This is a genomic window from Streptomyces litmocidini (assembly GCF_014649755.1).
Lineage (GTDB): Bacteria > Actinomycetota > Actinomycetes > Streptomycetales > Streptomycetaceae > Streptomyces > Streptomyces litmocidini.
In genome coordinates this window covers 30,713-57,273 of sequence record NZ_BMTQ01000002.1, presented here as the reverse complement: position 1 = coordinate 57,273, position 26,561 = coordinate 30,713, and the positions used below count along the sequence as shown (strand labels likewise).

At 71.3% G+C, this 26,561-nt stretch carries 22 protein-coding genes and 8 tRNA genes; 17 read left to right on the top strand and 13 right to left on the bottom strand.

The window, feature by feature from the left end; translation table 11 throughout:
* Nucleotides 1–20 precede the first annotated feature (20 nt).
* The 4 genes from IE180_RS03520 to IE180_RS03505 all read right to left on the bottom strand — a co-directional run bounded on the left by IE180_RS03520 (nucleotide 21) and on the right by IE180_RS03505 (nucleotide 989).
* A tRNA-Gly gene (locus IE180_RS03520) sits at nucleotides 21–96 on the bottom strand.
* 135 nt (nucleotides 97–231) lie between these two features.
* A tRNA-Gly gene (locus tag IE180_RS03515) sits at nucleotides 232–304 on the bottom strand.
* A gap of 84 nt (nucleotides 305–388) precedes the next feature.
* Nucleotides 389–460: transfer RNA gene (locus IE180_RS03510), tRNA-Gly, on the bottom strand.
* Between the two features lie 187 nt (nucleotides 461–647).
* Nucleotides 648–989 carry a histone-like nucleoid-structuring protein Lsr2 gene (locus IE180_RS03505; RefSeq protein WP_190155267.1) on the bottom strand — a complete coding sequence of 114 codons (342 nt, stop codon included), beginning with the start codon at nucleotides 987–989 and terminating at the stop codon, nucleotides 648–650.
* Between the two features lie 365 nt (nucleotides 990–1,354).
* Here IE180_RS03505 and purS point away from each other — a divergent pair, with 365 nt between their 5' ends.
* Genes purS through purL form a run of 3 tightly spaced genes read left to right on the top strand, consistent with a single transcriptional unit; the run spans nucleotide 1,355 to nucleotide 4,526 of the window.
* Complete coding sequence (gene purS, locus IE180_RS03500; RefSeq protein ID WP_015035032.1) at nucleotides 1,355–1,600, top strand: phosphoribosylformylglycinamidine synthase subunit PurS; 246 nt, start codon at nucleotides 1,355–1,357, stop codon at nucleotides 1,598–1,600.
* On the top strand, nucleotides 1,597–2,277 hold the full coding sequence (gene purQ, locus IE180_RS03495) for a phosphoribosylformylglycinamidine synthase subunit PurQ (protein WP_190155266.1): 681 nt from the start codon (nucleotides 1,597–1,599) through the stop codon (nucleotides 2,275–2,277). Before purS ends, purQ begins: the two co-directional genes overlap by 4 nt.
* Complete coding sequence (gene purL, locus IE180_RS03490; protein ID WP_190155265.1) at nucleotides 2,277–4,526, top strand: phosphoribosylformylglycinamidine synthase subunit PurL; 2,250 nt, start codon at nucleotides 2,277–2,279, stop codon at nucleotides 4,524–4,526. The genes purQ and purL overlap by 1 nt, the downstream gene beginning before the upstream one ends.
* A 61-nt stretch (nucleotides 4,527–4,587) precedes the next feature.
* Here purL and IE180_RS03485 read toward each other — a convergent pair whose 3' ends face one another.
* Nucleotides 4,588–4,998 (bottom strand): nuclear transport factor 2 family protein, encoded by a 411-nt coding sequence (locus IE180_RS03485; RefSeq protein ID WP_190155264.1) that lies wholly within the window; start codon nucleotides 4,996–4,998, stop codon nucleotides 4,588–4,590.
* 67 nt (nucleotides 4,999–5,065) lie between these two features.
* Between IE180_RS03485 and IE180_RS03480 the strand changes: the two genes are divergently transcribed.
* From IE180_RS03480 to purM, 4 genes are all read left to right on the top strand, one after another.
* Nucleotides 5,066–5,854: a maleylpyruvate isomerase family mycothiol-dependent enzyme gene (locus IE180_RS03480; protein WP_190155263.1), complete on the top strand. Its 789-nt coding sequence runs from the start codon at nucleotides 5,066–5,068 to the stop codon at nucleotides 5,852–5,854.
* A 39-nt stretch (nucleotides 5,855–5,893) separates the two neighbouring features.
* The gene (locus IE180_RS03475) at nucleotides 5,894–6,703 is read left to right on the top strand and encodes an META domain-containing protein (RefSeq protein WP_190155262.1); all 810 of its coding nucleotides are present in this window, start codon (nucleotides 5,894–5,896) and stop codon (nucleotides 6,701–6,703) included.
* Between the two features lie 216 nt (nucleotides 6,704–6,919).
* Entirely contained in the window at nucleotides 6,920–8,446 is a 1,527-nt protein-coding gene (gene purF / locus IE180_RS03470) for an amidophosphoribosyltransferase (protein WP_190155261.1), read from the top strand.
* 44 nt (nucleotides 8,447–8,490) lie between these two features.
* Nucleotides 8,491–9,570, top strand: a complete 1,080-nt coding sequence (gene purM / locus IE180_RS03465; RefSeq protein ID WP_190155260.1) for a phosphoribosylformylglycinamidine cyclo-ligase — start codon at nucleotides 8,491–8,493, stop codon at nucleotides 9,568–9,570.
* A 146-nt stretch (nucleotides 9,571–9,716) separates the two neighbouring features.
* Here the strand turns inward: purM and IE180_RS03460 are convergent, their stop codons facing one another.
* Together IE180_RS03460 and IE180_RS03455 are read right to left on the bottom strand one after the other, a co-directional pair.
* Nucleotides 9,717–9,971, bottom strand: coding sequence for a DUF3073 domain-containing protein (locus IE180_RS03460; RefSeq protein WP_123453851.1), 255 nt, complete (start codon nucleotides 9,969–9,971; stop codon nucleotides 9,717–9,719).
* A gap of 292 nt (nucleotides 9,972–10,263) precedes the next feature.
* Nucleotides 10,264–11,355 carry a Leu/Phe/Val dehydrogenase gene (locus IE180_RS03455; RefSeq protein WP_190155259.1) on the bottom strand — a complete coding sequence of 364 codons (1,092 nt, stop codon included), beginning with the start codon at nucleotides 11,353–11,355 and terminating at the stop codon, nucleotides 10,264–10,266.
* Between the two features lie 155 nt (nucleotides 11,356–11,510).
* Between IE180_RS03455 and IE180_RS03450 the strand changes: the two genes are divergently transcribed.
* Complete coding sequence (locus IE180_RS03450; protein ID WP_190155258.1) at nucleotides 11,511–12,371, top strand: DUF8083 family protein; 861 nt, start codon at nucleotides 11,511–11,513, stop codon at nucleotides 12,369–12,371.
* A 583-nt stretch (nucleotides 12,372–12,954) separates the two neighbouring features.
* Complete coding sequence (bldC, locus tag IE180_RS03445) at nucleotides 12,955–13,161, top strand: developmental transcriptional regulator BldC (protein WP_003949541.1); 207 nt, start codon at nucleotides 12,955–12,957, stop codon at nucleotides 13,159–13,161.
* Between the two features lie 355 nt (nucleotides 13,162–13,516).
* Here the strand turns inward: bldC and IE180_RS03440 are convergent, their stop codons facing one another.
* The 3 genes from IE180_RS03440 to hrpA form a co-directional block, all read right to left on the bottom strand.
* On the bottom strand, nucleotides 13,517–13,717 hold the full coding sequence (locus tag IE180_RS03440) for a DUF6274 family protein (protein WP_190155257.1): 201 nt from the start codon (nucleotides 13,715–13,717) through the stop codon (nucleotides 13,517–13,519).
* A 125-nt stretch (nucleotides 13,718–13,842) separates the two neighbouring features.
* Nucleotides 13,843–13,916 (bottom strand) — tRNA-Asp (locus IE180_RS03435).
* Nucleotides 13,917–14,060: 144 nt separating this feature from the next.
* Nucleotides 14,061–18,035, bottom strand: a complete 3,975-nt coding sequence (gene hrpA, locus IE180_RS03430; protein ID WP_190155256.1) for an ATP-dependent RNA helicase HrpA — start codon at nucleotides 18,033–18,035, stop codon at nucleotides 14,061–14,063.
* A gap of 112 nt (nucleotides 18,036–18,147) precedes the next feature.
* On the opposite strand from hrpA, the gene IE180_RS03425 reads away from it, so the two are divergent.
* The 3 genes from IE180_RS03425 to IE180_RS03415 are packed head-to-tail and all read left to right on the top strand — an operon-like array spanning nucleotide 18,148 to nucleotide 20,182.
* A complete protein-coding gene (locus IE180_RS03425) occupies nucleotides 18,148–18,537 on the top strand; it encodes a hypothetical protein (RefSeq protein ID WP_190155255.1) in 390 nt (129 codons plus the stop codon).
* 56 nt (nucleotides 18,538–18,593) lie between these two features.
* The gene (locus IE180_RS03420) at nucleotides 18,594–19,352 is read left to right on the top strand and encodes a DsbA family protein (RefSeq protein WP_190155254.1); all 759 of its coding nucleotides are present in this window, start codon (nucleotides 18,594–18,596) and stop codon (nucleotides 19,350–19,352) included.
* Nucleotides 19,349–20,182, top strand: a complete 834-nt coding sequence (locus tag IE180_RS03415; RefSeq protein ID WP_190155253.1) for a cytochrome c biogenesis CcdA family protein — start codon at nucleotides 19,349–19,351, stop codon at nucleotides 20,180–20,182. Before IE180_RS03420 ends, IE180_RS03415 begins: the two co-directional genes overlap by 4 nt.
* A 97-nt stretch (nucleotides 20,183–20,279) precedes the next feature.
* On the opposite strand, the gene IE180_RS03410 is transcribed toward IE180_RS03415, so the two are convergent.
* The 3 genes from IE180_RS03410 to IE180_RS03400 all read right to left on the bottom strand — a co-directional run bounded on the left by IE180_RS03410 (nucleotide 20,280) and on the right by IE180_RS03400 (nucleotide 20,562).
* Nucleotides 20,280–20,353, bottom strand: a tRNA-Phe gene (locus tag IE180_RS03410).
* Between the two features lie 22 nt (nucleotides 20,354–20,375).
* Nucleotides 20,376–20,449 (bottom strand) — tRNA-Asp (locus IE180_RS03405).
* A 40-nt stretch (nucleotides 20,450–20,489) separates the two neighbouring features.
* Nucleotides 20,490–20,562 (bottom strand) — tRNA-Glu (locus tag IE180_RS03400).
* 104 nt (nucleotides 20,563–20,666) lie between these two features.
* On the opposite strand from IE180_RS03400, the gene IE180_RS03395 reads away from it, so the two are divergent.
* The 5 genes from IE180_RS03395 to IE180_RS03375 all read left to right on the top strand — a co-directional run bounded on the left by IE180_RS03395 (nucleotide 20,667) and on the right by IE180_RS03375 (nucleotide 26,551).
* Entirely contained in the window at nucleotides 20,667–21,017 is a 351-nt protein-coding gene (locus IE180_RS03395) for a metallopeptidase family protein (RefSeq protein ID WP_190155252.1), read from the top strand.
* A gap of 276 nt (nucleotides 21,018–21,293) precedes the next feature.
* Entirely contained in the window at nucleotides 21,294–21,896 is a 603-nt protein-coding gene (locus IE180_RS03390; protein WP_190155251.1) for a hypothetical protein, read from the top strand.
* Nucleotides 21,897–22,094: 198 nt separating this feature from the next.
* The gene (locus tag IE180_RS03385; RefSeq protein ID WP_190155250.1) at nucleotides 22,095–24,395 is read left to right on the top strand and encodes a DEAD/DEAH box helicase; all 2,301 of its coding nucleotides are present in this window, start codon (nucleotides 22,095–22,097) and stop codon (nucleotides 24,393–24,395) included.
* Between the two features lie 177 nt (nucleotides 24,396–24,572).
* Nucleotides 24,573–24,645, top strand: a tRNA-Lys gene (locus IE180_RS03380).
* A gap of 601 nt (nucleotides 24,646–25,246) precedes the next feature.
* Entirely contained in the window at nucleotides 25,247–26,551 is a 1,305-nt protein-coding gene (locus IE180_RS03375) for a diacylglycerol kinase family protein (protein ID WP_190155783.1), read from the top strand.
* Nucleotides 26,552–26,561: the final 10 nt, after the last annotated feature.

The following is a 26,561-nucleotide window of genomic DNA, read 5'->3' as shown; positions in this document are numbered from 1 at the left end:
TTCGACCGGGGGCTTCTTCGTGGAGCGGACGACGAGATTCGAACTCGCGACCCTCACCTTGGCAAGGTGATGCTCTACCAACTGAGCCACGTCCGCATGCGCCGTAGCGCGCTGCTAACTATACCCAACCTCGCGGGTGCTCATGACGCACCGCCGTGTGGGACCCTTCACACCCTCCGGGAACACGACGAAGGCCCCGGTTCCTGAGAACCGGGGCCTTCGTACTCCCTGAGCGGACGACGAGATTCGAACTCGCGACCCTCACCTTGGCAAGGTGATGCTCTACCAACTGAGCCACGTCCGCATTGCTACCGGTCAGCTTTCGCTGCTCGGTGCGAGCACCACTCTACCTGATCCACCGGAGTGGTTGGTAACGCGTTTCTCGCAGAGCGGGTGACAGGGATCGCACACTGCGCCTTCCCCCTGGAAGGGGGATGTTCTACTACTGAACTACACCCGCACGCTGCTGGGGACTCGGCTTTTCGGCCTCGCCCCTCGGCGTGATCCAGACTCTAGCGGATCAAGGGGGGTGCAATGCAAATCGGCTCGGGCCGAGGCCCGGGCCGCCCCCGCGGCACCCCGTGGGCCCCGGCCCCGGCACCCCTCGCCCCGGCACCCGGCGCGCCCGGCATCCCGGGCGCCCCGCCTCAGCTCGCCGCGCGGAAGGCCTCGTAGACGCGCTTGGGGATCCGGCCGCGGGCCGGGACGTCCATCTTGTTGGACTGGGCCCAGGCGCGGACCGCCGCCGGGTCGGGCGCGAGGGCGGTGTGCGTGTAGGAGACGGCCTGTGCGCTCCGGCCGGCCGTCGCCCGGGCCGGCAGCTTGCGGCCGGCGGCGAGGTAGGGCGCGAGGGCCTTGCGGAGTTTCTTTGCATTGGCAGCATTCAGGTCGATCTCGTACATCTTCCCGTCCAGGCCGAACGCGACCGTTTCAGCCGCTTCTCCGCCGTCGATGTCGTCGGAGAGAGTGACCACCACACGTTGAGCCACGGATATCGGTCCTTTCCTGCGGCCGTCGCGGCCGTGAGGGCGCTTGTGGCGCTCCTGACGTGCGGCGATGTCGGCCTTACGGCTGTGCCGGGACAATGCTGCTTTCTTCTGGATTCCTTTGTACAGCGGTGGGTGTCGCATTGTGAAGCCCCGTCAATTGTTTCAGCGTGTCCCGGCGCAATGCGGCCCGCAATATTTCACTCGAATTTTGTGTGGGGCGCGTGTCCGGGGTCCGGATGCCGTTCGTGTGACGCACACCGCTCCGAACCGGGCTTTTGTAGGATCCTTCAGATCTCTACCCGCGTAGAATTTGGAGGCAGGTACGCTGAGGGAACCGCCCACGCAACACACCACCGGGAGTGCCAGTGGCACGCGTCGTAGTCGACGTCATGCTCAAGCCGGAGATCCTCGACCCTCAGGGGCAGGCGGTGCAGCGTGCACTGCCCCGCCTCGGGTTCGCCGGAATCGCCGACGTCCGTCAGGGGAAGCGCTTCGAGCTGGAGGTGGAGGGACCGGTCGACGACGCCGCCCTCGCCCGCATCCATGAGATGGCCGAAACCTTCCTCGCCAACACCGTGATCGAAGACTTCGTCGTGAAGGTGGAATCGTGACCGCACGCATCGGCGTCGTCACGTTCCCCGGAACGCTCGACGACCGGGACGCGCTGCGTGCCGCCCGTCTGGCGGGCGCCGAACCCGTGTCGCTCTGGCACCGGGACAAGGACCTCAAGCAGGTCGACGCCGTGGTCCTGGCCGGCGGCTTCTCCTACGGCGACTACCTGCGGGCCGGAGCCATCTCCCGCTTCTCGCCGGTGATGGAGACGATCATCGAGCAGGCGAAGGCGGGCATGCCCGTCCTCGGCATCTGCAACGGCTTCCAGATCCTCACCGAGGCCCATCTGCTGCCGGGCGCGATGCTGCGCAACAACCACCTCCACTTCATCTGCCGCGACCAGAAGCTGCGGGTGGAGAACGCGGAGACCGCCTGGACCTCGGACTACACCGAGGGCCAGGAGATCGAGGTCCCGCTCAAGAACATGGACGGCCGCTACGTCGCCGACGAGCGCACGCTCGACGAGCTGGAGGCCGAGGGGCGGGTCGCCTTCCGCTACCTGGACGTGAACCCCAACGGCTCGCTGCGCGACATCGCGGGCATCACCAACGCCGCGGGCAACGTGGTCGGCCTCATGCCGCACCCGGAGCACGCCGTCGAGCCGCTGGTCGGCACCGGCAAGACGGACGGCCTCGGTTTCTTCACCTCGATCCTCAAGAAGCTGGTCAACGCCTGATGAGCCTCGACACCGTCAAGCACGCGAGCGAGACGCCGGACAGCGAGCAGCCCTGGAAGGAGCTCGGCCTCAAGGAGGACGAGTACGCGCGCATCCGCGAGATCCTCGGTCGCCGTCCCACCGGCGCCGAGCTCGCCATGTACTCCGTCATGTGGTCCGAGCACTGCTCCTACAAGAGCAGCAAGGTCCACCTGAAGCAGTTCGGCGAGAAGACCCCCGAGAACGACGCCATGCTCGTCGGCATCGGCGAGAACGCGGGCGTCGTCGACGTCGGCCAGGGGTACGCGGTCACCTTCAAGGTCGAGTCGCACAACCACCCCTCGTACATCGAGCCCTACCAGGGCGCGGCCACCGGCGTCGGCGGCATCGTCCGCGACATCCTCGCCATGGGCGCCCGCCCGGTCGCGGTCGTCGACCCGCTGCGCTTCGGCGCGGCCGACCACCCCGACACCAAGCGCGTGCTGCCCGGTGTCGTCGCCGGCATCGGCGGCTACGGCAACTGCCTGGGCCTGCCGAACATCGGCGGCGAGGTCGTCTTCGACTCCTGCTACCAGGGCAACCCGCTGGTCAACGCCGGCTGCATCGGCGTGATGAAGCACGAGGACATCCACCTCGCCAAGGCCTCCGGCCCCGGCAACAAGGTCATCCTGTACGGCGCCCGCACGGGCGGCGACGGCATCGGCGGCGTCTCGGTCCTCGCGTCCGAGACCTTCGACGACACCAAGCCCACCAAGCGCCCCGCCGTCCAGGTCGGCGACCCCTTCCAGGAGAAGCTCCTCATCGAGTGCACCCTGGAGATCTTCAAGGAGAAGCTCGTCGCGGGCATCCAGGACCTCGGCGGCGCCGGGCTCTCCTGCGCCACGTCCGAGCTGGCCTCCGCGGGCTCCGGCGGCATGCGCGTCGAGCTCGACCGCGTGCACCTGCGCGACGCGACGCTCTCGCCCGAGGAGATCCTCATGAGCGAGTCGCAGGAGCGGATGTGCGCGATCGTCGAGCCCGAGCACGTCGACCGCTTCCTGGAGATCTGCGAGAAGTGGGACGTCATCGCCACCGTCATCGGTGAGGTGACCGAGGGCGAGCGCCTGGAGATCTTCTGGCACGGCGAGCAGATCGTCGACGTGCCGCCGCGCTCCGTCGCCCACGAGGGCCCGACCTACCACCGGCCGTTCGCGCGCCCGGAGTGGCAGGACGCGCTCCAGGCCGACGACGCCGGCAAGCTGCCCCGGCCGCAGAACGGCGCCGAGCTGAAGGACCAGGTCCTCAGGCTCGTCTCCTCCCCGAACCAGGCCTCCAAGTCCTGGATCACGGACCAGTACGACCGGTTCGTGCAGGGCAACACGGTCTTGGCGCAGCCCGAGGACGCGGGCATGGTCCGCATCGACGAGGAGACCAACCTCGGCGTGGCCATGGCGACCGACGGCAACGGCCGGTACGCCAAGCTCGACCCGTACACGGGCGCGCAGCTCGCGCTGGCGGAGGCGTACCGCAACGTCGCCGCCTCCGGCGCCAAGCCGCTGGCGATCTCGGACTGCCTGAACTTCGGTTCGCCCGAGGACCCGGCCGTGATGTGGCAGTTCGCCGAGGCCACCCGTGGTCTCGCGGACGGCTGCCTCCAGCTCGGCACCCCGGTGACGGGCGGCAACGTCTCCCTCTACAACCAGACCGGTGAGGTCGCCATCCACCCGACGCCCGTCGTGGCCGTCCTCGGTGTGATCGACGACGTCAACCGCCGCACCCCGATCGCCTTCGCGGAAGAGGGCCAGCTCCTCTACCTGCTCGGCGACACCAAGGAGGAGTTCGGCGGTTCGGCCTGGTCCGAGGTGATCCACCAGCACCTCGGCGGCATGCCGCCGGCCGTGGACCTCGACCGGGAGAAGCTGCTCGGCGAGATCCTGATCTCGGCCTCGCGCGACGGCATGATCGACGCGGCGCACGACCTGTCCGACGGCGGTCTCGTGCAGGCGGTCGTCGAGTCCTGCCTGCGCGGCGGGAACGGCGCGCGCCTGGTCGTCCCGGAGGGCCTGGACGCCTTCACGTTCCTCTTCAGCGAGTCGGCCGGCCGTGCGGTCGTCGCCGTCCCGCGCAGCGAGGAGCTCCGCTTCACCGACATGTGCGGTGCGCGGGGTCTGCCGGCGACCCGGATCGGTGTCGTCGACGGCGACGCGGTCGACGTGCAGGGCGAGTTCACGCTCTCCCTGACGGAGTTGCGCGAGGCGCACGAGGCGACGATCCCGGGCCTGCTGGCCTGATCCGCGGATCGACCCGTACGGAACGGAGCCCCCGCCCGGGAAGGGCGGGGGCTCCGTGCCGTCAGCCGGTGCCCCAGAAGGAGTCCGTCTCCGTGATGTCGGCGACGCACTCGTCGATGTCGGAGATCTTGTCGCCGACGAGGGTGAAGAAGAGGCCGCCGTCCATCTCGATGCCGCGGTCGCCGCGCTCGGCGAAGAACCGGTGCGTGGCGATGACGTGGCTGCGGCCGTCCACGTAGACGCCCTTGAGCTCGACGCGCACGGTGCCGCCGCTCAGGTCGCCGAGCATCCGGTAGTAGCCGCCGATGACGTTGTCCCGGCCTTTGTAGTGTCCGGATATCTGGCTCTCGCCGGGCACGTGGTGGGTGCAGTCGCTGGTCATCAGGGAGCCCAGCGTCTCCATGTCACCCTTGCCGAACGCTTCGTAGCCCCGGCGCACCAGTGCGGCATGGGGGTGTTCGTGATGGGTCATGGTCCCGTCGCCTGCCTTCGCTGCGGATCGGCTCCGTTCCTTCCAGTCTCGGGGCTAGCCTCGGGCCATGCCACCTGCCAAGAAGCGCGCCCGCAGTTACGACTCCGCCAAGACCCGCGCCGCCGTGCTCGCCCAGTTCGGGCACGTCCGGGAGGCGGTGACCGCGCTCACGCCCGAGCAGCTGGACGGGCCGACCCGGCTGGGGGAGTGGACGGTGCGGGACCTGGCGGCGCACCTGACGACGGTGCTCGCGTCCCTGTCGCGGAAGCTCGCGGAGCCCGAGCCGGAGCGGCGGGAACTCGCCCTGGTCGACTGGCCCCCGGCCACGGCCACGGAGGCGGGGAGCATCGACGAGGACACCCGGGCGATCGGCACGGGCGACCTGCCGGCGCTGTACGCGGAGACCCTCGCGCGGTACGAGGAGGCGGTCGCGACCGCCTCCGACGAGCGGCTCGTCCCGACCCGCTTCGGCGCGATGAGGCTCGGGGACTTCCTCGTGACCCGGACCGTCGAACTCGTCGTCCACACCGACGACCTGAACGCGGCGACCGGCGCGGACGTCCCGTACGACCGCCAGGCGCTCGCGGCCTGCACCCGGCTGCTCGCCGACGCGCTCGCGGCGAAGGCGCCGGGCGGGGCGGTCGAGGTGCGGATCCCGCCGTACGCGGTGGTGCAGTGCGTGGAGGGCCCCCGGCACACCCGGGGCACCCCGCCGAACGTGGTCGAGACGGACCCGCTGACCTGGCTCCGGCTCGCGACGGGCCGTACGGAGTGGGCGGCGGAACTGGACGCGGCGCACGTGAGCGCGAGCGGCGAACGGGCGGATCTGGACGGTCTCCTTCCCCTCATGGGCTAGCCCCCGGAACCGTACGGCCGCCCGTTCCGTCCCATCGGCATGTCGAAGCCACGCGCACTCGTCGTCCTGGTCCCGCTGCTCCTGCTCACCGCCTGCGGTGCGGAAGGAGGGACGGGGAGCGGCGCGGGCGCGGGAGAGCCCGATCTGCCGGTCGCGGGCACGCACTGGACGGTCGGGGCCGTCACGCTCGACGGCCGCAGGTCGGTGGCGCCCGACGGCACGCGCGTCGACTTCGGGAAGGACGGCCGAGCCCACGGGAACAGCGGCTGCAACACCTTCGACGCCGGTGTGGTGGTCCGGGGCGACACCCTCACGGTCTCCCCGGGCGGGGTGACCGGGATCGGCTGTCCCGCCGACCGGCAGCGCTTCGAGAAGGAGCTGCTCAAGGCCTTCTCGGGCCCGCTGAAGGGGACGATGAAGGGTGACGGTCTCCGGCTCGCCTCGGCCGACGGGCGGAACGGCGTGGAGCTGACGGCCGAGGACGGGGTGCCGCTGCGGGGCACCCCGTGGAAGGTCGACGGGCTGGTTTCGGGGGACACGGCGTCGTCGCTCCCCGCCGGCAGCGGGGCCAAGGCGCGCCTCGTCCTCGGTGCCGACGGCAAGCTCACCGGAAATCTCGGCTGCAACGACTTCTCCGCGACCGCCCGCGTCGACGAGGAGGCCCGGACGCTCACCGTCGAGGGGCCGGCGGCGACGACCCGGATGATGTGCACGAGCCCGCAGATGAAGCTGGAGACGAGGCTGTACGAGCTCCTCGACGGCCCGCTCTCCTATCGGCTGAACCACCGAACGCTGACCCTCACCGACGCCTCCGGCGAGGGCCTCACGGCGACCGCGAGCGCCCGCTGACCGGACGCCGACTGCGGCGTCCGTCACATCGCGGCACCACCCCGGGCCTGGTACGAGCGTCCGCTCGCCGGGGCCCGGGGGCCGGAATCCCTTACCCCGCCTGCTTCGTGGGCCCCTCCAAGCCGGTTTCGATCATTTGGTGCGATCGCACGAGTCCGGCCACCCCCGCATTTCCTCAATTCGGACCAGTGGTCGAGCCCGTCTACACTCGGAAACGTGCCACGCGGAGACGGTCGACTCAATCACGATCTGCTCCCCGGTGAGAAAGGCCCCCAGGACGCTTGTGGCGTCTTCGGTGTCTGGGCTCCGGGTGAAGAGGTCGCAAAGCTCACGTACTTCGGGCTCTACGCCCTCCAGCATCGGGGTCAGGAATCCGCGGGAATCGCGGTCAGCAATGGCTCCCAGATCCTCGTCTTCAAGGACATGGGACTCGTCTCCCAGGTCTTCGACGAGACTTCTCTCGGTTCCCTCCAAGGTCATATCGCGGTCGGTCACGCCCGCTACTCGACCACCGGGGCCTCCGTGTGGGAGAACGCGCAGCCGACGTTCCGGGCGACCGCCCACGGCTCGATCGCGCTCGGCCACAACGGCAACCTGGTGAACACGGCGCAGCTCGCCGAGATGGTCGCCGACCTGCCCAAGAAGGAAGGCCGCGCGACCCAGGTCGCCGCCACCAACGACACCGACCTGGTCACCGCGCTCCTCGCGGGCCAGGTGGACGAAGACGGCACGCCGCTCACCATCGAGCAGGCGGCCGCGAAGGTCCTCCCCGACGTCCGGGGCGCCTTCTCCCTCGTCTTCATGAACGAGCACACGCTCTACGCGGCCCGTGACCCGCAGGGCATCCGCCCGCTGGTCCTCGGCCGTCTGGAGCGCGGCTGGGTGGTCGCCTCCGAGTCCGCCGCCCTCGACATCTGCGGCGCGACCTTCGTCCGCGAGGTCGAGCCGGGCGAGCTGATCGCGATCGACGAGAACGGCATCCGTACCTCGCGATTCGCGGAAGCGAAGCCCAAGGGCTGTGTCTTCGAGTACGTGTACCTGGCCCGCCCCGACACCGACATCGCCGGGCGGAACGTGTACCTCTCCCGCGTGGAGATGGGCCGCCGCCTCGCGAAGGAGGCGCCGGTCGAGGCCGACCTGGTGATAGCGACGCCGGAGTCCGGCACCCCGGCCGCCATCGGCTACGCCGAGGCCTCGGGCATCCCCTTCGGCGCCGGCCTGGTGAAGAACGCCTACGTCGGGCGCACCTTCATCCAGCCCTCCCAGACCATCCGCCAGCTGGGCATCCGGCTGAAGCTGAACCCCCTCAAGGAAGTCATCAAGGGGAAGAAGCTCGTGGTCGTCGACGACTCGATCGTCCGCGGCAACACCCAGCGCGCCCTGGTCCGGATGCTCCGCGAGGCCGGTGCGGCCGAGGTCCACATCCGGATCTCCTCGCCGCCGGTCAAGTGGCCCTGTTTCTTCGGCATCGACTTCGCGACCCGCGCGGAGCTGATCGCCAACGGGATGTCGGTCGAGGAGATCGGCAAGTCGCTGGGCGCGGACTCGCTCTCGTACATCTCCCTGGAGGGGATGATCGAGGCGACCACGATCCAGAAGCCGAACCTCTGCCGTGCCTGCTTCGACGGCGAGTACCCGATGGAGCTGCCGGACCCCGAGCTGCTCGGCAAGCAGCTCCTGGAGACCGAGCTGGCCGCCGGCCCGGCCGCCACCGCGGCCTCCGACGCCCTCCGTCGCCCGTAAGACCCCGCTGCACACCCGCAGTACGACACGAAAGCTCTGAACCCATGTCTCAGACCGACAGTGCCGCAGGCGGCGCCAGCTACGCGTCCGCGGGCGTCGACATCGAAGCGGGCGACCGCGCCGTCGAGCTCATGAAGGAGTGGGTGAAGAAGACGCAGCGCCCCGAGGTCCTCGGTGGCCTCGGCGGCTTCGCCGGCCTCTTCGACGCCTCCGCCCTCAAGCGCTACGAGCGTCCGCTGCTCGCCTCGGCGACCGACGGCGTGGGCACGAAGGTCGACATCGCCCGCCAGATGGGCGTGTACGACACGATCGGCCACGACCTGGTCGCGATGGTCATGGACGACATCGTCGTCTGCGGCGCCGAGCCGCTCTTCATGACCGACTACATCTGCGTGGGCAAGGTCCACCCGGAGCGGGTCGCCGCCATCGTGAAGGGCATCGCCGAGGGCTGTGTCCTGGCCGGCTGCGCCCTGGTCGGCGGCGAGACGGCGGAGCACCCGGGCCTCCTCGGCCCGGACGACTTCGACGTCGCCGGCGCGGGCACGGGTGTCGTGGAGCACGACCGGCTGCTCGGCGCGGACCGCATCCGTACGGGGGACGCGGTCATCGCCATGGCGTCCTCGGGCCTTCACTCCAACGGGTACTCGCTCGTCCGGCACGTGGTCTTCGACCGCGCCGGCATGACCCTCGACCAGCGGGTCGAGGAGCTCGGCCGGACGCTCGGCGAGGAGCTCCTGGAGCCCACGAAGATCTACTCGCTGGACTGCCTGGCCCTCACCCGGACCACGGACGTCCACGCCTTCAGCCACATCACGGGCGGCGGCCTCGCCGCCAACCTGGCGCGGGTGATCCCGGACGGGCTGCACGCCACGGTCGACCGCTCGACCTGGACGCCGGGCGCGATCTTCGACCTGGTCGGCAAGGCCGGTCAGGTGGAGCGCCTGGAGCTGGAGAAGACCCTCAACATGGGCGTCGGCATGATGGCCGTCGTGCCGGCCGAGTCCGTGGACGTGGCCCTGGCGACCCTGGAGGACCGCGGGGTCGAGGCCTGGGTCGCGGGCGAGATCACCGAGCGCGGGGCGCACGCGACCGGCGCGGAGCTGGTGGGCACGTACGCGGGCTGAGGACGCCGCGAAGCAGTGCGCGGCTGTACGGCGGGGCGCTCCTGAGGGGGCGCCCCGTTCGCGTGTCCCGGCGACCGGGATCGGCGTGCGGACAGCACAGAAACCCGGCCGGGTGACCCCGGTCCGGGTTTCGGTGATTCAGAAGGTCAAGCGCGACGCGGGGACGTGCTCGGACCGGACTGGTCGTCCTCGTCCTCGTCGTCCGTGTTGTAGAGATCCGCGTACTGGGCGTACGGGTCGTCTTCCTCGTCGTCGTCCTCGAACGGCTCGCCATTCGGCGGCTGGCTCGAAGTCGAAGCGCCCAGCTCATTGGCCAGACGCGTCAGGTCTGTCCCGCCGCTGCTGTACTTCAGCTGGCGGGCGACCTTGGTCTGCTTGGCCTTTGCCCGGCCGCGCCCCATGGCTCGACCCCCTCGGTGACGGGGCTCGTCGGCCCCAGAGTCTTGACACGCGTTCATGGTTCGGAACGGACTCTCGGCAGAGAGACCGGTCCGTAGGGCTTCAACGGTACCTGTTTCCGTGGGTCTACGGTACGCCGCGCGCATCACATACCCCGGTACAGAACCTTCGAGGTGCCCTTTCCTCGCTGGTCAATCGCGATTTTAACCTCTTCTGGAGTACCGACCCGCCGGGAGGCGTGAGCGAAGTCTCCCCGGGGGCGGGCCGGCCCTCCGTGCCGTCCTGCCGCGCGGATCAGCGGCGGCGGGCGTCCGCCATCCGCTGCTCGGCGATCCGGTCGGCCGCCGCGGCCGGCGGAATGCCGTCCGCCTTCGCACGTGCGAAGATCTCCAGGGTGGTGTCGAAGATCTTCGTCGCCTTCGCCTTGCAGCGGTCGAAGTCGAAGCCGTTCAGCTCGTCGGCGACCTGGATCACGCCGCCGGCGTTGACCACGTAGTCGGGCGCGTAGAGGATCCCGCGCGCCTCCAGGTCCTTCTCGATGCCCGCGTGGGCGAGCTGGTTGTTGGCCGCGCCGCAGACGATGCTCGCGGTCATGAACGGCACGGTCTCCTCGTTCAGGGCGCCGCCCAGCGCGCAGGGCGCGTAGACGTCGAGGCCCTCGACGCGGATCAGCGCGTTCGTGTCGGCGACCACGGCGACCTGCGGGTGCTTGTCGGTGATCCGGCGCACCGACTCCTCGCGCACGTCGGTGATCACGACCTCGGCGCCGTCCTCCAGGAGGTGCTCGACCAGGTAGTGGCCGACCTTGCCGACGCCGGCGACGCCGACCTTGCGGCCGCGCAGGGTCGGGTCGCCCCAGAGGGTCTGCGCGGCGGCGCGCATGCCCTGGAAGACGCCGAAGGCGGTGAGGACGGAGGAGTCGCCGGCGCCGCCGTTCTCGGGGGAGCGGCCGGTGGTCCACCGGTTGGTGCGGGCGACGACGTCCATGTCGGCGACGTAGGTGCCGACGTCGCAGGCCGTGACGTAGCGGCCGTTGAGGGAGGCGACGAAGCGGCCGTAGGCGAGGAGGAGCTCCTCGGTCTTGATCTGCTCGGGGTCGCCGATGATGACGGCCTTGCCGCCGCCCAGGTCGAGCCCGGCCATGGCGTTCTTGTACGACATGCCGCGCGACAGGTTGAGCGCGTCGGCGATCGCCTCGGCCTCGGTGGCGTACGGGTAGAAACGGGTGCCGCCGAGGGCGGGGCCCAGGGCGGTGGAGTGGAGGGCGATGACGGCCTTGAGGCCGGTGGCGCGGTCCTGACAGAGGACGACCTGCTCGTGGCCACCCTGCTCCGAGTGGAACAGGGTGTTCAGTACGTCGCCAGGAACGCCGGTCACATCGGTCACGGTGGTGACTCCCAAGTACGAAGCGGCGGTGGCGGCCCTCCCTGTGGGTGGGGGAGGACCAGTTCGGCAAGAGGGTAAGTCCTACCTGTGCGTAGATCGGGCGCAGTGCTGAGGATCACCCCCTCCGGGGGTACCTCCGTGGAAGGATTTGCGACATGTCGGTCGCCCCCACGGTCCCCGTTCCCTACGCGTCCTATCTGCGGGTGTACGAGCCGCTGGCCGCGTTCCCCGAGCCGGAGCGGTCCCACTGGGCGCGCTACGCGCGCCGGCCGGGCGTCCCGGGGGCGCAGGAGGAGCTGCGCCGCTCGCTCGCGGACCTGCTGCCGACGCCGCCCGTGCCGGTGCCGGTGCACGAGAGCGGGGAGGCCTTCGTCGCGCACCTGGACGGGGTGGTGGTGATCTGCCCCTGGCGGACCCGGCTGCGCGGCTGGCTGGCGATGGAGGAGCTGGCGGCGGGCCCGTACCCGGCGGCGGTGCTCGACGCGATGCTGCCGCCGGTGGTGCGCGCCCAGGTGGCGAGCGACTACGAGCGCTGGCTGAGCCGGAACCCGGACGCGCGGCCGTGGATCCGTACGGGGGTCTGGCAGGTGCCGCTGCGCTGGTTCGCGCTCTTCGGGGACGAGGAGCGGGAGTACGAGCCGGGAGACCCCGGAAGCGCGGTGACGGGCCGGGCGCCGGTGCTGCGTTACCGGACGACGATGGCCCAGGCGCGGCGGCGGCTCGCGCGGGCGCTCAAGGCGCTGCGGGAGTCCGTCGACGACGGTCCGATGACGCAGGGGCTGGTCGAAGTGGGGCGCTGGCTGGAGGAGTTCCATCCGCGGGCGCTCGTGGAGCTGGACTTCGGCGGTCTGGTGCACGCGCTGCCGGCCCGGTGGCTGGCGGAGGACCGGTCGGCGGCCCAGTTGGCGGAGGGGATCGCCGCGTTGCGGGACGGGGACGGCGAGGCGGCGAACGAGGTGTACGGACGCCTCGCGGAGCGCTGGCGGGCCGTCAGGGACCTGCGTTTCGCGAACTGACACCAGTCGGACAAGTTCGTCAGGTCGGTATCGACAAGACATGTCCGGCGGGTGTAAATGATCTTCGAGGCGGTGGCCGGTTCCGGTGGCCGGATCGACGTCCGCCCGGTCGGCCGGGGCTTTCGCACCGCCGGCGCGGGGACGTTGGTCCCGATCCGGGCCTTTGGTTCAAGCGTGACGGACAGCACGTAACGCACCCTTGCGCCCATCACCCACCCTCGTGCCAAAATAGGACAAGGAGTCCGGGGAGGGTTCCTTCCGCCCAAGTTCGGGCGGAACGCTCAGCATTGCACTCTATGGGGGGTCTGAGGACTCCTGATCGCTCTGTGACTGATCGTCACAGTGGCGTGACTGTCCGTTATGGCATGGTCAGTCGACTTCCGCCGCTGATGAACACCTGCGAGGGCAATTCCATCGGTTTGGCCGACGCGGCTGGACGGATGGTGTAGTTGTAGTGCCGAGGACAAGCCGTTCGTCCTATAACCGACTCGACCCGCTTCTGCCATTTCGGGCATGGCGGGTCAAGGTGCAGAATTTAGAGGAAAGAACCGAGATAGGTTCGGTTCTCCCGAGGAGGCCGCTCATGACCGCTCGCACCCCTGATGCCGAGCCGCTGCTGACCCCCGCCGAGGTTGCCACGATGTTCCGCGTGGACCCGAAGACGGTTACCCGTTGGGCGAAGGCGGGCAAGCTCACGTCCATCCGCACCCTGGGTGGGCACCGCCGGTACCGCGAGGCCGAGGTTCGCGCCCTGCTGGCGGGCATTCCGCAGCAGCGCAGCGAGGCCTGAGGTCGCGCAGAACCCTGCAGCACCCCGCAACACCCCGTAACACCGGGCCTTTCCGGATCCCCCAATCCGGTCGCCCACCCCTGGTACTGCCGACGGGCTCCTGCCCCAACAGGTCTCCGTCAACGATCGCGCTGGACTCCGCCGGGTCCAGCGCGATCTTTTTGTGTCCGGCGCCACACGCCCTCCGGGTCGGGACCCTCCAGGGTGGTGCAATTGCACATATTAAATCGGGGCGGTGTAGGGAGGGTGTAAGTACGGAGGTTTCTGAAACTCTTTCAGTGACTCCCGTCACACCGGGGAAGTCTTGCCAAGGAACAGCCTCCCACTTCGCGGAACGTCCCCAACCCGCCGTCGGTCATGGGTCGGTGGGACTTTCGTCCTCGGCCGCGTCCGCCGGCTCCTCCGGCTCCTCCGGCTCCGGGGTCTCCATGGCGAGCCGCAGGAGGCGATGGCAGACCGGGCACTGGCGGGTGAGGTGCCCGTACCGCGACGCGGCCGCCAGATGGGCGCGCAGCAGCGCGCGGGTGTCGTGCCGTGCTGCGGACGCCGCGGCCATGCGCGACCACCTCCGGTGTGGGCCCCCGGTTCCCTGATGTCCGGGGTACCGGCGGGCGCGCGACCCCGTCAAGACACGGGAGCACAACGAAGGCCCGCATCTCACGATGCGGGCCTTCGTAGAGGCGATCCTGACGGGACTTGAACCCGCGACCTCCACCTTGACAGGGTGGCGAGCTAACCAACTGCTCCACAGGACCTTGGCTGCGAGACAGACTGTACAGCAGGTCAGGGGGTCCGGTCGAACTCACCGACGGCGAGGGCCCGGCTACGGGCCCACGGACCCCACGGGCCCACGGACCCCACGGGCCCACGGACCCCACGGGCCCACGGACCCCCGGGCCCTACGGCGCCGCCGCGTCGATCGCCTTCACGATCCGCTTGTCCGAGATCGGGTACGCCGTCCCCAGCGCGTGGGCGAAGTAGCTCACCCGCAGCTCCTCGATCATCCAGCGGATGTCGGTGACCTCGGTCGGCACCGGACGCCCCTTCGGAAGCTGCTCCAGGAGCCAGGCGTACTCGTCCTGCATCTCCTGGACCTTCTCCATGCGGGTGGTGTCCCGCTGGACGCCCGTCGGCATCTGCTGGAGCCGCCGGTCCACCGCCACCAGGTAGCGCATCAGGTCCGGCAGCCGCTTCAGCCCCGTACGGGTGACGAAACCGGCCGGCATCAGCCAGGCGAGCTGCGCGCGCACGTCGGTCAGGTTGTTGATCAGCGCCAGGCTGTTCGTGGCCTTCAGCCGGCGTTCGCACGCCTGCCAGGCCGCCAGGATCTGCTGGACCTGGCCCACCGTCCGCACCGTCGTGTCGACGAGGTCCGCGCGGACCCTGTCGTACAGCTTCCGGAAGGACTCCTCGTCCCAGGCCGGACCGCCGTGGTCCGCGATCAGCTTGTCGGCGGCGGCGGTGGCGCAGTCGTCGAAGAGCGCCTGGATCGAGCCGTGCGGGTTCGACGACAGGGCCAGCTTCTGCTGGTTGGTCAGCTTCTCCGAGGCGAACTTCGCCGGGTTCACCGGGATGTTCAGCATGATCAGCTTCCGGGTGCCCTGCCACATGGCCCGCGCCTGCTCGGCCTCCGAGTCGAAGAGCCGCACGGCCACGGAGTCGCCCTCGTCGACCAGCGCGGGGTACGCCTTGACCGGCTGACCGCCCCGCTTGGTCTCGAAGACCTTCGTGAGCGTCCCGATCGTCCAGTCCTTCAGCCCCGAGCGCTCCAGGGAGGGGCCGGAGCCGTCCGGGCCCGCCGTGGCCGCCTGGGCGGCCTTGGAGAGCGCCTGACGGGCCTTGGGCCGCAGCTTCAGCCGCAGCGCCTCCAGGTCCTTGTCCTCCGCCAGCTTCCGGCGCCGCTCGTCGACGATCCGGAAGGTCACCTTGAGGTGCTCGGGGACCTTCGCCCAGTCGAAGTCCTCGGCCGTCACCGGGACGCCGACCATCCGCTGGAGCTCCCGGGCGAGCGCGCCCGTCAGCGGCTCCTGCACGGGGACCACGGAGTCGAGGAAGCGGGCCGCGAAGTTCGGCGCCGGGACGTAGTGGCGGCGGATCGGCTTCGGCAGGGAGCGGATCAGCTCCGTGACGACCTCCGCGCGCAGCCCCGGGATCTGCCACTCGAAGCCCTCGTCGGTGACCTGGTTGAGCACCTGGAGCGGCACGTGGACGGTCACGCCGTCCGCGTCCGCGCCCGGCTCGAACTGGTACGTCACCCGGAACTTCAGCGCGCCCTGCCGCCACGAGTCCGGGTAGTCGTCCTTGGTGACCGCCCCCGCCTTCTCGTTGATGAGCATCTCGCGCTCGAAGTCGAGGAACTCCGGCTCCTCGCGGTGCTTGTGCTTCCACCAGGAGTCGAAGTGGGCACCGGACACGACGTGTTCGGGGACGCGCTTGTCGTAGAAGTCGAAGAGCGTCTCGTCGTCGACGAGGATGTCCCGGCGCCGGGCCCGGTGCTCCAGCTCCTCGACCTCGGTGAGCAGCTTGCGGTTGTCCGCGAAGAACTTGTGGTGCGTGCGCCAGTCGCCCTCGACGAGCGCGTTCCGGATGAACAGGTCGCGGGAGACCTCCGGGTCGATCCGCCCGTAGTTCACCTTGCGGTCGGCGACGATCGGGACGCCGTACAGCGTCACCTTCTCGAAGGCCATCACGGCCGCCTGGTCCTTCTCCCAGTGCGGCTCGCTGTACGTCTTCCTCACCAGGTGCTGCGCGAGCGGCTCGATCCACTCGGGCTCGATCCGGGCGTTGACCCGGGCCCAGAGCCGCGAGGTCTCCACCAGCTCGGCGGACATCACGAAGCGCGGGGGCTTCTTGAAGAGCGCGGAGCCGGGGAAGATCGCGAACTTGGCGTTGCGGGCGCCCAGGTACTCGTTCCGGCCGCCGCCCTCGCGCTTCGGGTCCCGGCCGCCGTCCTTGGACTCCTTCACGTCCTTCAGGCCGATGTGGGAGAGCAGGCCGGAGAGCAGGGAGACGTGCACGGACTGCTCCGGCGCGTCCTCCTCGTTGAGGTGGATGCCCATCTGCTTGGCGACCGTCCGCAGCTGGGCGTAGATGTCCTGCCACTCGCGGATGCGCAGGAAGTTCAGGTACTCCTGCTTGCACATCCGGCGGAAGGAGCTGGAACCGCGCTCCTTCTGCTGCTCGCGGACGTACCGCCACAGGTTGAGGAAGGCGAGGAAGTCGCTCGTCTCGTCCTTGAAGCGGGCGTGCAGCTGGTCGGCCTGCGCCTGCTTCTCCGCCGGCCGCTCGCGCGGGTCCTGGATGGACAGCGCCGCCGCGATCACCATGACCTCGCGGACGCAGCCGTTCTTGTCGGCCTCCAGGACCATCCGGGCCAGCCGCGGGTCCACCGGCAGCTGGGACAGCTTCCGGCCCTGCGGGGTGAGCCTCTTCTTCGGGTCCTTCTCGGCCGGGTCGATCGCCCCGAGCTCCTGGAGGAGCTGCACGCCGTCCCGGATGTTCCGGTGGTCCGGCGGGTCGATGAAGGGGAACTTCTCGATGTCGCCGAGGCCGGCCGCGGTCATCTGGAGGATGACGGAGGCCAGGTTGGTACGGAGGATCTCCGCGTCCGTGAACTCGGGGCGGGTGAGGAAGTCGTCCTCGGAGTACAGCCGGATGCAGATGCCGTCCGACGTACGGCCGCAGCGCCCCTTGCGCTGGTTGGCGCTGGCCTGGCTGATCGGCTCGATCGGCAGCCGCTGCACCTTGGTCCGGTGCGAGTAGCGGGAGATGCGGGCGGTGCCCGGGTCGATCACGTACTTGATGCCGGGGACCGTCAGGGAGGTCTCGGCGACGTTGGTCGCGAGGACGATCCGGCGGCCGGAGTGCGCCTGGAAGACCCGGTGCTGCTCGGCGTGCGACAGGCGCGCGTACAGGGGCAGGATCTCGGTGTCGAAGAGCTTCTTCTTGAGCAGCGCGTCCGCCGTGTCGCGGATCTCCCGCTCGCCGGAGAGGAAGACCAGGACGTCGCCCGGTCCCTCCTTGCGGAGCTCGTCGACGGCGTCGCAGATCGCGGTGATCTGGTCCCGGTCGGCCTCCTCGGAGTCCTCCTCCAGGAGCGGCCGGTAGCGGACCTCGACCGGGTACGTACGGCCGGAGACCTCGACGATCGGGGCGTCGCCGAAGTGCCGGGAGAAGCGCTCGGGGTCGATCGTCGCCGAGGTGATGACGACCTTGAGGTCGGGGCGCTTCGGCAGCAGCTGGGCCAGGTAGCCGAGCAGGAAGTCGATGTTGAGGGACCGCTCGTGGGCCTCGTCGATGATGATCGTGTCGTACGCGCGCAGCTCGCGGTCCGTCTGGATCTCGGCGAGCAGGATGCCGTCCGTCATCAGCTTCACGAAGGTCGCGTCGGGGTTCACCTGGTCGGTGAAGCGGACCTTCCAGCCGACGGCCTCGCCCAGCGGGGTCCTCAGCTCCTCGGCGACGCGCTCGGCGACCGTGCGGGCGGCGATCCGGCGGGGCTGGGTGTGCCCGATCATGCCCCGGACGCCCCGGCCCAGCTCCAGACAGATCTTCGGGATCTGGGTGGTCTTTCCGGAGCCCGTCTCACCGGCGACGATCACGACCTGGTGGTCGCGTATCGCCTCCAGGATCTCGTCCTTCTTCTGCGAGACGGGCAGCTGTTCGGGATACGTGACCGCGGGCACGCGGGCGGCGCGCCCGTCGACGCGCTCCTTGGCCTTGGCCGCCTCGGCGGCGATCTCGTCCAGGACGGCCGCGCGGGCCTCGGGCTTGCGGATGCGGCGGGCGCCTTCGAGACGGCGGCCGAGCCGGTGGGAGTCCCGCAGCGAGACCTCGGCCAGGACGGACTGGAGGGCGGCGAAGGAAGTAGACATACGGGATCCAGGATCGCACCTGCGGACGAGAAGCGGCGAACCCATTTACGAGGTGGGCCGGGGGGCCGTGCGTAGTATTTCGGGCATCTGGCCCGGACCGGAGAGGTTTCGCATGTCCCGCACCCCCCGCGCGGCGGCGGCGTTCGCCGCGCTCCTGGGCCTGGTGCTCTCCTTTCTGACGTACGGCGCCTCCGCTCCGGAGGGTGCGGCCCCGGGCCCGGCCCCGGTCTCCGGCCCGGCCCCGGCTCACGGCCCCGCCCCGGTCGTCCTCGGTGCCGCCGTGCCCGGCTGCGACCCGGGCCGTGCCGTCGACGAGGGGGCCGCGAACCCCGGCGTACCGCCGCGTGCGCACGGTTTCCCCGAGCTGCTGCCGGCCCTGGCCGCCGACCGGGCGGCGCCCGGGGTCCGGCGGCCGGACGCGGTCGGCCCGGCCGCGCAGCCGGGCCGGGAGCCGCCCGCGCGCGTGCCGACCCCCGTGGAGCTGTCGGTGCTGAGGGTGTAGGCGGGCGGCCGTCCCCAGCCGCCCCCTCCCTCTTCCTCCTCCAGGAGCGCTTCCCCATGTCCAAGTCCAAGCCGATCATGATCGTCACCGGGGTCGCGGCCGCCGCCGTGCTCGCCGGCGCCGTCTCGTACACCGCCACCAAGCCCTCGTCCCCCGGTGCCTCCGGCTCCTCGTCCGTCGCCGAGGTCTCCGCCGACCCCTCCGCCGGCGTCTACGCGGAACTGGAGGCCTACGCCCGCCGCGACGCCTCCGACGAGCTCGCCCTCGGCCGCGTCGACGCGCCCGTCGTGCTCGTCGAGTACGCCGACTTCAAGTGCGGCTACTGCGGGAAGTTCGCCCGCGACACCGAGCCCGCCCTGGTGAAGAAGTACGTCGAGAACGGCACCCTGCGCATCGAGTGGCGGAACTTCCCGATCTTCGGCGAGGAGTCGGAGGCCGCCGCCCGCGCCTCCTGGGCGGCCGGGCGGCAGGGCCGGTTCTGGGAGTTCCACCGGGCCGCCTACGCCGAGGGCGCCAAGGAGAAGGGCTTCGGCAAGGAGCGGCTGACCGCCCTCGCGACGGAGGCCGGCGTGCCCGACCTCGCCCGGTTCGCCAGGGACGGCGACGGCGCGGCGGCCCGGGAGGCCGTGCGGAAGGACCAGGAGCAGGGGTACGAACTCGGCGCCTCCTCCACCCCGTCGTTCCTGATCAACGGCCGGCCGATCGCGGGCGCCCAGCCCCTGGAGACCTTCACGGAGGCGATCGAGGCGGCGGCGAAGGCCGCCTCCCGGAAGGCCGCCCCGAAGGAGACCGCCCCGAAGAAGGCCGACCGGTGACCTCCGGCATCGGCTACTTCGCCGCCTTCCTCGGCGGCCTCCTCGCCCTGCTCAGCCCGTGCAGCGCCCTGCTCCTGCCCGCCTTCTTCGCGTACTCGATCGACACGCGCGCGAAGCTCGTGGCCAGGACCGGCATCCTCTACGCGGGCCTGGCGACCACCCTCGTCCCGCTCGGCGCGGCCGGCTCCCTCGCCGGCCGGTTCTTCTACGGCCACCGGGAGCTGCTCGTCACCGTCGGCGGCTGGCTGATCATCGGCCTCGGCGTCCTCCAGGCCCTCGGCCTCGGCTTCACCTCTCGCCGGATCACCGGGGCGAGCGGCCGGATCCGGCCCGTCTCGGCGCTCTCCGTCTACGCCCTCGGCTTGGTCTACGGCCTCGCGGGCTTCTGCGCGGGCCCGATCCTGGGCAGCGTCCTGACGGTGGCGGCGCTGAGCGGCAGCCCGGCGTACGGCGGGCTGCTCCTGGCCGTGTACGCGCTCGGCATGGCCGTCCCGCTGTTCGTCCTGGCGCTGTTCTGGGACCGGTACGAGCTGGGGCGGCGGCGCTGGCTGCGCGGCCGGCCGCTCCGTGTCGGCCGCTTCGAGGCCCACTCCACCTCGCTGCTCTCGGGCCTCTTCTTCGTCGCCCTCGGGGCCCTCTTCCTGGTCTTCGACGGGACGACCGGGCTGCCGGGCCTGCTCCCGGTGGACGAGTCCTTCGCCGTGGAGGAGCGGGTCGCCTCGCTGGGCCGTTCGGTGCCGGACTGGGCGCTGCTCGTCGTGGTCGTGGTCGCGGTGGCGGCGGTGTTCGCGGTGCGGGGCCGCAGGGCGGGGCGGCGCGAGGAGGCCTGAGCGGTACGGGGGGAGGGGCGCGGCCCCTTCCCCCGTACCCCCGCCTTCCGGCGGACACGAAGAAGGCCCCGTTCTTTCGAACGGGGCCTTCCCTCTGTGGCTGGGGCCGGGGTCGAACCGGCGACCTATCGCTTTTCAGGCGATCGCTCGTACCAACTGAGCTACCCAGCCACGAAGCCGTTTCCAGCTTCAGCGACTCTGACGGGACTTGAACCCGCGACCTCCACCTTGACAGGGTGGCGAGCTAACCAACTGCTCCACAGAGCCTTGCTTGTGCGTGATCACTAGTATCGCACACGGTGATGCGTGCCCCCAACGGGATTCGAACCCGTGCTACCGCCTTGAAAGGGCGGCGTCCTGGGCCACTAGACGATGAGGGCTAGAGGCTCACCTGCGCACTTCTCAGTGCGTCGGGGACGTGAGAAGCATATGGGATGCCGGCCGCTATCGCCAAAACGGTTTCCGGGAGGGGGAGAATGGGCCCGTGCTGGAGATGACGCGCGAGGAGTTCGAGGAGCTCGTCGCCGAGGCCCTGGACCGGATTCCGCCGGAGCTGACACGGCTCATGGACAACGTCGCCGTGTTCGTGGAGGACGAGCCCGCCCCGGACGACCCCGAGCTGCTCGGGCTCTACGAGGGGACGCCGCTGACCGAGCGCGGCGAGTGGTACGCCGGGGTGCTGCCCGACCGGATCACGATCTACCGGGGGCCGACGCTGCGGATGTGCGAGTCGCGCGAGGACGTGGTCGAGGAGACCGAGATCACCGTCGTGCACGAGATCGCCCACCACTTCGGCATCGACGACGCCCGGCTGCACGCGCTCGGCTACGGCTGAGCGGGGCGGGCGCGGACCGCGGGGCGATCGGGCGGATCCGGCGGGCGCGGACCGGATCGGACGCCGTGGGCCCGGCCCGATCGGGCGGCTCCGGCCGGACTGGGCGGGCCCGCGGGGGCCGTGTCCCTTGTGGTGCCCGGGGAGTTGGGCAGGGCGACGCGTTCCGTTCCTGCCCGTTGTGTCCTGGAGGTGCCCCCCGTGCGCCATTTGCCCACCCCGGTGAGATGGGCCGCCACCGCGCTGGCCGTCGCGGCCTGTGCCGGTCTGAGCGGCTGTATGAGTGTGAGTGACGAGGGGGCGAAGCCGACGCCCGGCGCGTCCGGGGGGAAGCACGGCGCGACGGCCGAGACCGACGGTGGCGGCGGTGCCCGGGGCGGGGGCGGCGGGGCCTGGAACGGCGGACCGGAGAAGGGCGGACCGGCCCCGGCCGGCGCGGGCAGGGAGTCCCCGGTCCCGAGCGGCTCGCCGTCGGGCACGGCGAAGCCCTCGCCGGGCGCGGTACTGCCGGTGGAGGGCCCCGGCGGACCCGGAGGACCGTCGAAGCCGCAGCCGGCCGGCGGCGGCCACGAGGCCACGGGCGGCGGCCCCGGCGGGGGCGGGGGGAACGGCGGCGACGGGGGCGGCGACGGGGGGAACGGCGGAGGCGCCGGGGGGCAGGACGGCGGGGCCACGCCCACGCCCGAGCCGCCCCCGCCGAGCCCCGAGCCGACGCCCGAGCCGACCTCCGACCCGACGCCCGAGCCGACCCCGGAGCCGACCTCCAACCCCACCGATCCGCCGTCCTCCGGCCCCGACACCCAGCTGGGCGCGATGCGAGCGGCGGACGGGCCGGGAGCGCCCTCGGAGCCGACGGCATCCCCGCAGGTCGGACCGGTGTGACGTAGTCCGATTTGCCACAGGTGGGGGAGGGTGCGTATGGTGGTAGATCGTTTGATCCCATTGCCCGGCGCCGACACAGAAGAGCGCCGTGTGGCGCGTACTCTCCCTAGCCGTGGCTGACCGCATTGAGGCGGTCGATTTGCGAAATCACGGAGTTGACGGGCGCGTGCCGAGACTCCGGAAGGTTTCGCATTTCGCATGTCCATTTTCAGTTCTGACCACGCCGTCATGCCCGAGAACGACGAGATCGTCGAGGCCGTAGAGGCCACCGAGACCGTCGCGATCGTCGAGGCCACCGAGCTCGACGAGTTCGAGGGCGACGACACCGGCGCCGAGGCCTCCGTCGAGGAGCCCGCCGAGCCCACCCTCACCTTCGGCGACCTCGGTCTGCCCGAGGGCATCGTGCGCAAGCTCGCGCAGAACGGCGTCACCACCCCCTTCCCGATCCAGGCGGCGACCATCCCGGACGCCCTGGCCGGCAAGGACATCCTCGGCCGCGGCCGCACCGGCTCCGGCAAGACCCTCTCCTTCGGTCTGCCGCTGCTCGCCACCCTGGCGGACGGCCGCACCGAGAAGAAGAAGCCCCGCGGCGTCATCCTCACCCCGACCCGTGAGCTCGCGATGCAGGTCGCGGACGCCCTCCAGCCCTACGGCGACGTGCTCGGCCTCAAGATGAAGGTCGTCTGCGGCGGTACGTCCATGGGCAACCAGATCTACGCCCTCGAGCGCGGCGTCGACATCCTCGTCGCCACCCCGGGCCGCCTGCGCGACATCATCAACCGCGGCGCCTGCTCCCTGGAGGCCGTCCAGGTCGCCGTCCTCGACGAGGCCGACCAGATGGCCGACCTGGGCTTCCTGCCCGAGGTCACCGAGCTGCTCGACCAGGTCCCCGAGGGCGGTCAGCGCCTCCTCTTCTCCGCCACCCTGGAGAACGAGATCGACACCCTCGTCAAGCGCTACCTGGTGAACCCGGTCACGCACGAGGTCGACCCGTCGGCCGGCGCCGTCACCACCATGACCCACCACGTCCTCGTCGTGAAGCCGAAGGACAAGGCCCCGGTCACCGCCGCCATCGCCGCCCGCAAGGGCCGCACGATCATCTTCGTCCGCACCCAGCTGGGCGCGGACCGCATCGCCGAGCAGCTGCGCGAGGCCGGTGTGAAGGCCGACGCCCTGCACGGCGGCATGACCCAGGGCGCCCGCACGCGCACCCTGGCCGACTTCAAGGAGGGCTACGTCAACGCGCTCGTCGCGACCGACGTCGCCGCCCGCGGCATCCACGTCGACGGCATCGACCTGGTCCTGAACGTGGACCCGGCCGGCGACCACAAGGACTACCTGCACCGCTCGGGCCGCACCGCCCGCGCCGGCCGCTCCGGCGTCGTGGTCTCCCTGGCCCTGCCGCACCAGCGCCGCCAGATCTTCCGCCTGATGGAGGACGCGGGCGTCGACGCCTCGCGCCACATCGTCGGCGGCGCCGGCGCCTTCGACCCGGAGGTCGCCGAGATCACCGGCGCCCGTTCGCTGACCGAGGTCCAGGCCGACTCCGCGAACAACTCGGCCAAGCAGGCCGAGCGCGAGGTCGCCGACCTGACCAAGCAGCTGGAGCGCCTCCAGCGCCGTGCCGTCGAGCTCCGCGAGGAGGCCGACCGCCTGGTCGCCCGCGCCGCCCGCGAGCGCGGCGAGGACCCGGAGGCCGCCGTCGCCGAGGTGACCGAGGCCGCCGAGGCCGAGGTCGCGGCCGCCGCCGTCGAGGCCGAGCGCGCCGCGAAGGCCGAGGAGCGCCGCGAGGAGCGTTCGACCTTCCGCGACGAGCGGGGCAACTTCGAGCGCCGTGACCGCGGCGACCGCGGTGGCTTCAACCGTGACGACCGCGGTGACCGCGGTGGCTTCCGCGGCGGTGACCGTGGCGGCTTCCGCCGCGACAACGACCGTCCGTCCGGCGGCTTCCGTCGTGACGACCGTCCGTCGGGCGGCTTCAACCGCGACGACCGCGGCGGCCGTTCCTTCGAGCGTCGTGACAACGACCGTCCGTCGGGCGGCTTCAACCGCGACGACCGCGGCGGCCGTTCCTTCGAGCGTCGTGACAACGACCGTCCGTCCGGCGGCTTCCGCCGCGACGACCGTCCCTCCGGCGGGTTCCGTCGTGACGACCGTCCGTCGGGCGGCTTCAACCGCGACGACCGCGGCGGCCGTTCCTTCGAGCGTCGTGACAACGACCGTCCGTCCGGCGGCTTCCGCCGCGACGACCGTCCCTCCGGCGGGTTCCGTCGTGACGACCGTCCGTCCGGTGGCTTCAACCGCGACGACCGCGGCGGCCACCGCGGCAGCGACCGTCCGTTCAACCGCGACCGTCGCGACGACCGCCCCGCCGGCGGCTTCCGCTCGGGCGGCGACCGTCCGTACGGCCGTCGTGACGACCACCGCGGCAGCACCGGCTCGACCGGCGGCTCCTTCGGCCGCCGCGACGACAAGCCGCGCTGGAAGCGCAACGGCTGACATCGCCTGATCCCCTGAGCCAGGGCCCGTACGAGCACTCCGGTGCCGGTACGGGCCCTGTCCCGTACCGGCACCCCGCGGATCGAGCCTCCGCCACGCCCGAGGCACGGCCGGTGTCGGATACCCGATCGGTTCCCGGGCCCTCTCGGGCTATGCTGCTCGGGTGTGCTTGTCCACGGGCCGTTAGCTCAATTGGCAGAGCAGTGGACTTTTAATCCATTGGTTGTGGGTTCGAGTCCCACACGGCCTACCGAAGGCAGGGGAGGGGGAAACCCTCTGACCTGCTGTGGAGCGCCCCGCCCGGTTCCGACCGGGTGGGGCGCTCCGTCGTTCCGGGGCGGGTGCGCGAGCAAGGCGTGAGCGGACGGTCCGGGCGGGAGGCGGATCCCGGCGGGCCGGGGGCACCTGACGGCCTCACCGCCTGCGGGCGAGGGGCGGCTCCGTCCCCAGCGGCATGTCGAACTCCTCGTCGCCCGTGTCCTCCTCGTGCCGGCCGGAGCCGGCCGGCCCCCTCACTCGTCAAGGCGTCCCGGAAGGTCGACGCGATGCGAGAGGAACGCGGCCGGTGGCCGGACCGTGGCATGAGCGTGAGTTGACCGGCCATCACGCCGGAGACGCGGCGACCCACCCGGTTCCGACCGTGTGACCTTCGTCGGTCCGAGAACCTTCCCCGCGTTCCCGTCGTCCTGTTCCCCGGGGATCCTTCCTCCGAACGGGCTCTTCCCGGGGGCGGGTAGGGGGAACGTGGGGAAGCGTGGACGCGGAGTGCGGAGGTGGGGTCGGTGACGGCGAGCGGTTCCGGTGATCCGGCGGGGGAGGCCCAGAGGCTGGCCCGCCGGGCGCTGATCGCCATGGCGGTCGCGGGCGCGGCCCTGCTGGCCGCGCTCGGCAGCGGGCCGCTGGTCCTGTTGAGCGGGATCGTGGGGCTGGCCGCTTCGGCCGTCGGCGTCTGGTGGTTCCTCGCGCACCGCGGGCCGTTGCGGCTGCTCGGCGGGGTGCTCGCGGTGGCCGCGCCCCTCGTGACCCTCTATCTGTACGTCGTCGGGGGCGTCTGGGTGAACGCCCTCGTGGCCCTGGGGCTGTGGGGCGTGGCGCTGTCCTGCGCCCGGTCCGCCCTGCGCCGGCCGGAGGACGAGCGGGACGTGCTGATGCGGGGCGAGCCCGGCGTCCCGCCCCGCCGACCCGTCCTGATCATGAACCCGAAGTCCGGGGGCGGGAAGGTCGAGCGGTTCCGGCTCGTCGAGCGGGCGGAGGCGCTCGGGGCCCGGGTGATCCTGCTCGACCCGTCCGCCCCCGCCGATGTCGCCGGCCTCGCGCGCAAGGCCGTGGCGGAGGGCGCCGATCTGCTCGGGGTGGCCGGCGGCGACGGCACGCAGGCGCTGGTGGCCGAGGTCGCCGCCGAGCACGACCTGCCGTTCCTGGTGATCTCGGCCGGCACCCGCAACCACTTCGCCATGGACCTGGGCCTGGACCGCTCCGATCCGTCCCGCTGCCTCGACGCGCTGACCGACGGGGAGGAGCTCCGGGTCGACCTCGGCGACGTCGCCGGGCGGCCGTTCGTCAACACCGTCTCCTTCGGGGTGTACGCGGACGTGGTCCAGCGCCCCGAGTACCGCGACGCGAAGGCCGGCACGGCCCTCGACGCCCTGCCCGATCTGCTCCAGGGCGGTGAGGGCGACCGACTCGACGCGCTCGCCGACTCCACCCCGCTCACCGCGCAGCAGGCGCTCCTCGTCAGCAACAACCCGTACGCGGCGCCCGACCCGTTCGGCACGGTCGCCGCCCGCAGGACGCGCCTCGACGGCGGCGTGCTCGGGGTGATCGGCGTCCGGGTGGACGGGGCCGCCCAGGCGGCGGAGCTGGCGGTCCTGGGCAACCGGGCGACCGGCCTGAACGTCCTGACGGCCCGTAGGGTGGAGGTCGGGGGCGGCCCCGGCGCGGGCGCCGTCATCCCCGTCGCCGTGGACGGCGAGGCGCTGACCCTGCCCACGCCCGTGGTCTGCGCCCTGCGTCCGCGCGCCCTGCGGGTCCTCGTGCCCCGCGGCCGGCCGGGGTCGCCGGTGCCGCCGCCGCCCCTGGACTGGCGGCGCCTGACCCGGCTGGCCTTCCCCGAGGAGCCGGACCGGGGCGACCCGTGGGGCTCCCGTCCCTCTTGAACCCCGTACC

What these genes read in the sequence shown, in the direction of transcription:
- IE180_RS03480 (WP_190155263.1), top strand. Translation starts at nt 5,066, where the DNA reads ATGCCACCTGCCAAGAAGCGCGCCCGCAGTTACGACTCCGCCAAGACC.
- purL (WP_190155265.1), top strand. Translation starts at nt 2,277, where the DNA reads ATGAGCCTCGACACCGTCAAGCACGCGAGCGAGACGCCGGACAGCGAG.
- IE180_RS03390 (WP_190155251.1), top strand. Translation starts at nt 21,294, where the DNA reads ATGAGTGTGAGTGACGAGGGGGCGAAGCCGACGCCCGGCGCGTCCGGG.
- IE180_RS03475 (WP_190155262.1), top strand. Translation starts at nt 5,894, where the DNA reads ATGTCGAAGCCACGCGCACTCGTCGTCCTGGTCCCGCTGCTCCTGCTC.
- IE180_RS03440 (WP_190155257.1), bottom strand. Translation starts at nt 13,717, where the DNA reads ATGGCCGCGGCGTCCGCAGCACGGCACGACACCCGCGCGCTGCTGCGC.
- IE180_RS03425 (WP_190155255.1), top strand. Translation starts at nt 18,148, where the DNA reads ATGTCCCGCACCCCCCGCGCGGCGGCGGCGTTCGCCGCGCTCCTGGGC.
- IE180_RS03460 (WP_123453851.1), bottom strand. Translation starts at nt 9,971, where the DNA reads ATGGGGCGCGGCCGGGCAAAGGCCAAGCAGACCAAGGTCGCCCGCCAG.
- IE180_RS03420 (WP_190155254.1), top strand. Translation starts at nt 18,594, where the DNA reads ATGTCCAAGTCCAAGCCGATCATGATCGTCACCGGGGTCGCGGCCGCC.
- IE180_RS03485 (WP_190155264.1), bottom strand. Translation starts at nt 4,998, where the DNA reads ATGACCCATCACGAACACCCCCATGCCGCACTGGTGCGCCGGGGCTAC.
- IE180_RS03375 (WP_190155783.1), top strand. Translation starts at nt 25,247, where the DNA reads ATGGCGGTCGCGGGCGCGGCCCTGCTGGCCGCGCTCGGCAGCGGGCCG.
- IE180_RS03385 (WP_190155250.1), top strand. Translation starts at nt 22,095, where the DNA reads ATGTCCATTTTCAGTTCTGACCACGCCGTCATGCCCGAGAACGACGAG.
- hrpA (WP_190155256.1), bottom strand. Translation starts at nt 18,035, where the DNA reads ATGTCTACTTCCTTCGCCGCCCTCCAGTCCGTCCTGGCCGAGGTCTCG.
- IE180_RS03450 (WP_190155258.1), top strand. Translation starts at nt 11,511, where the DNA reads ATGTCGGTCGCCCCCACGGTCCCCGTTCCCTACGCGTCCTATCTGCGG.
- purM (WP_190155260.1), top strand. Translation starts at nt 8,491, where the DNA reads ATGTCTCAGACCGACAGTGCCGCAGGCGGCGCCAGCTACGCGTCCGCG.
- bldC (WP_003949541.1), top strand. Translation starts at nt 12,955, where the DNA reads ATGACCGCTCGCACCCCTGATGCCGAGCCGCTGCTGACCCCCGCCGAG.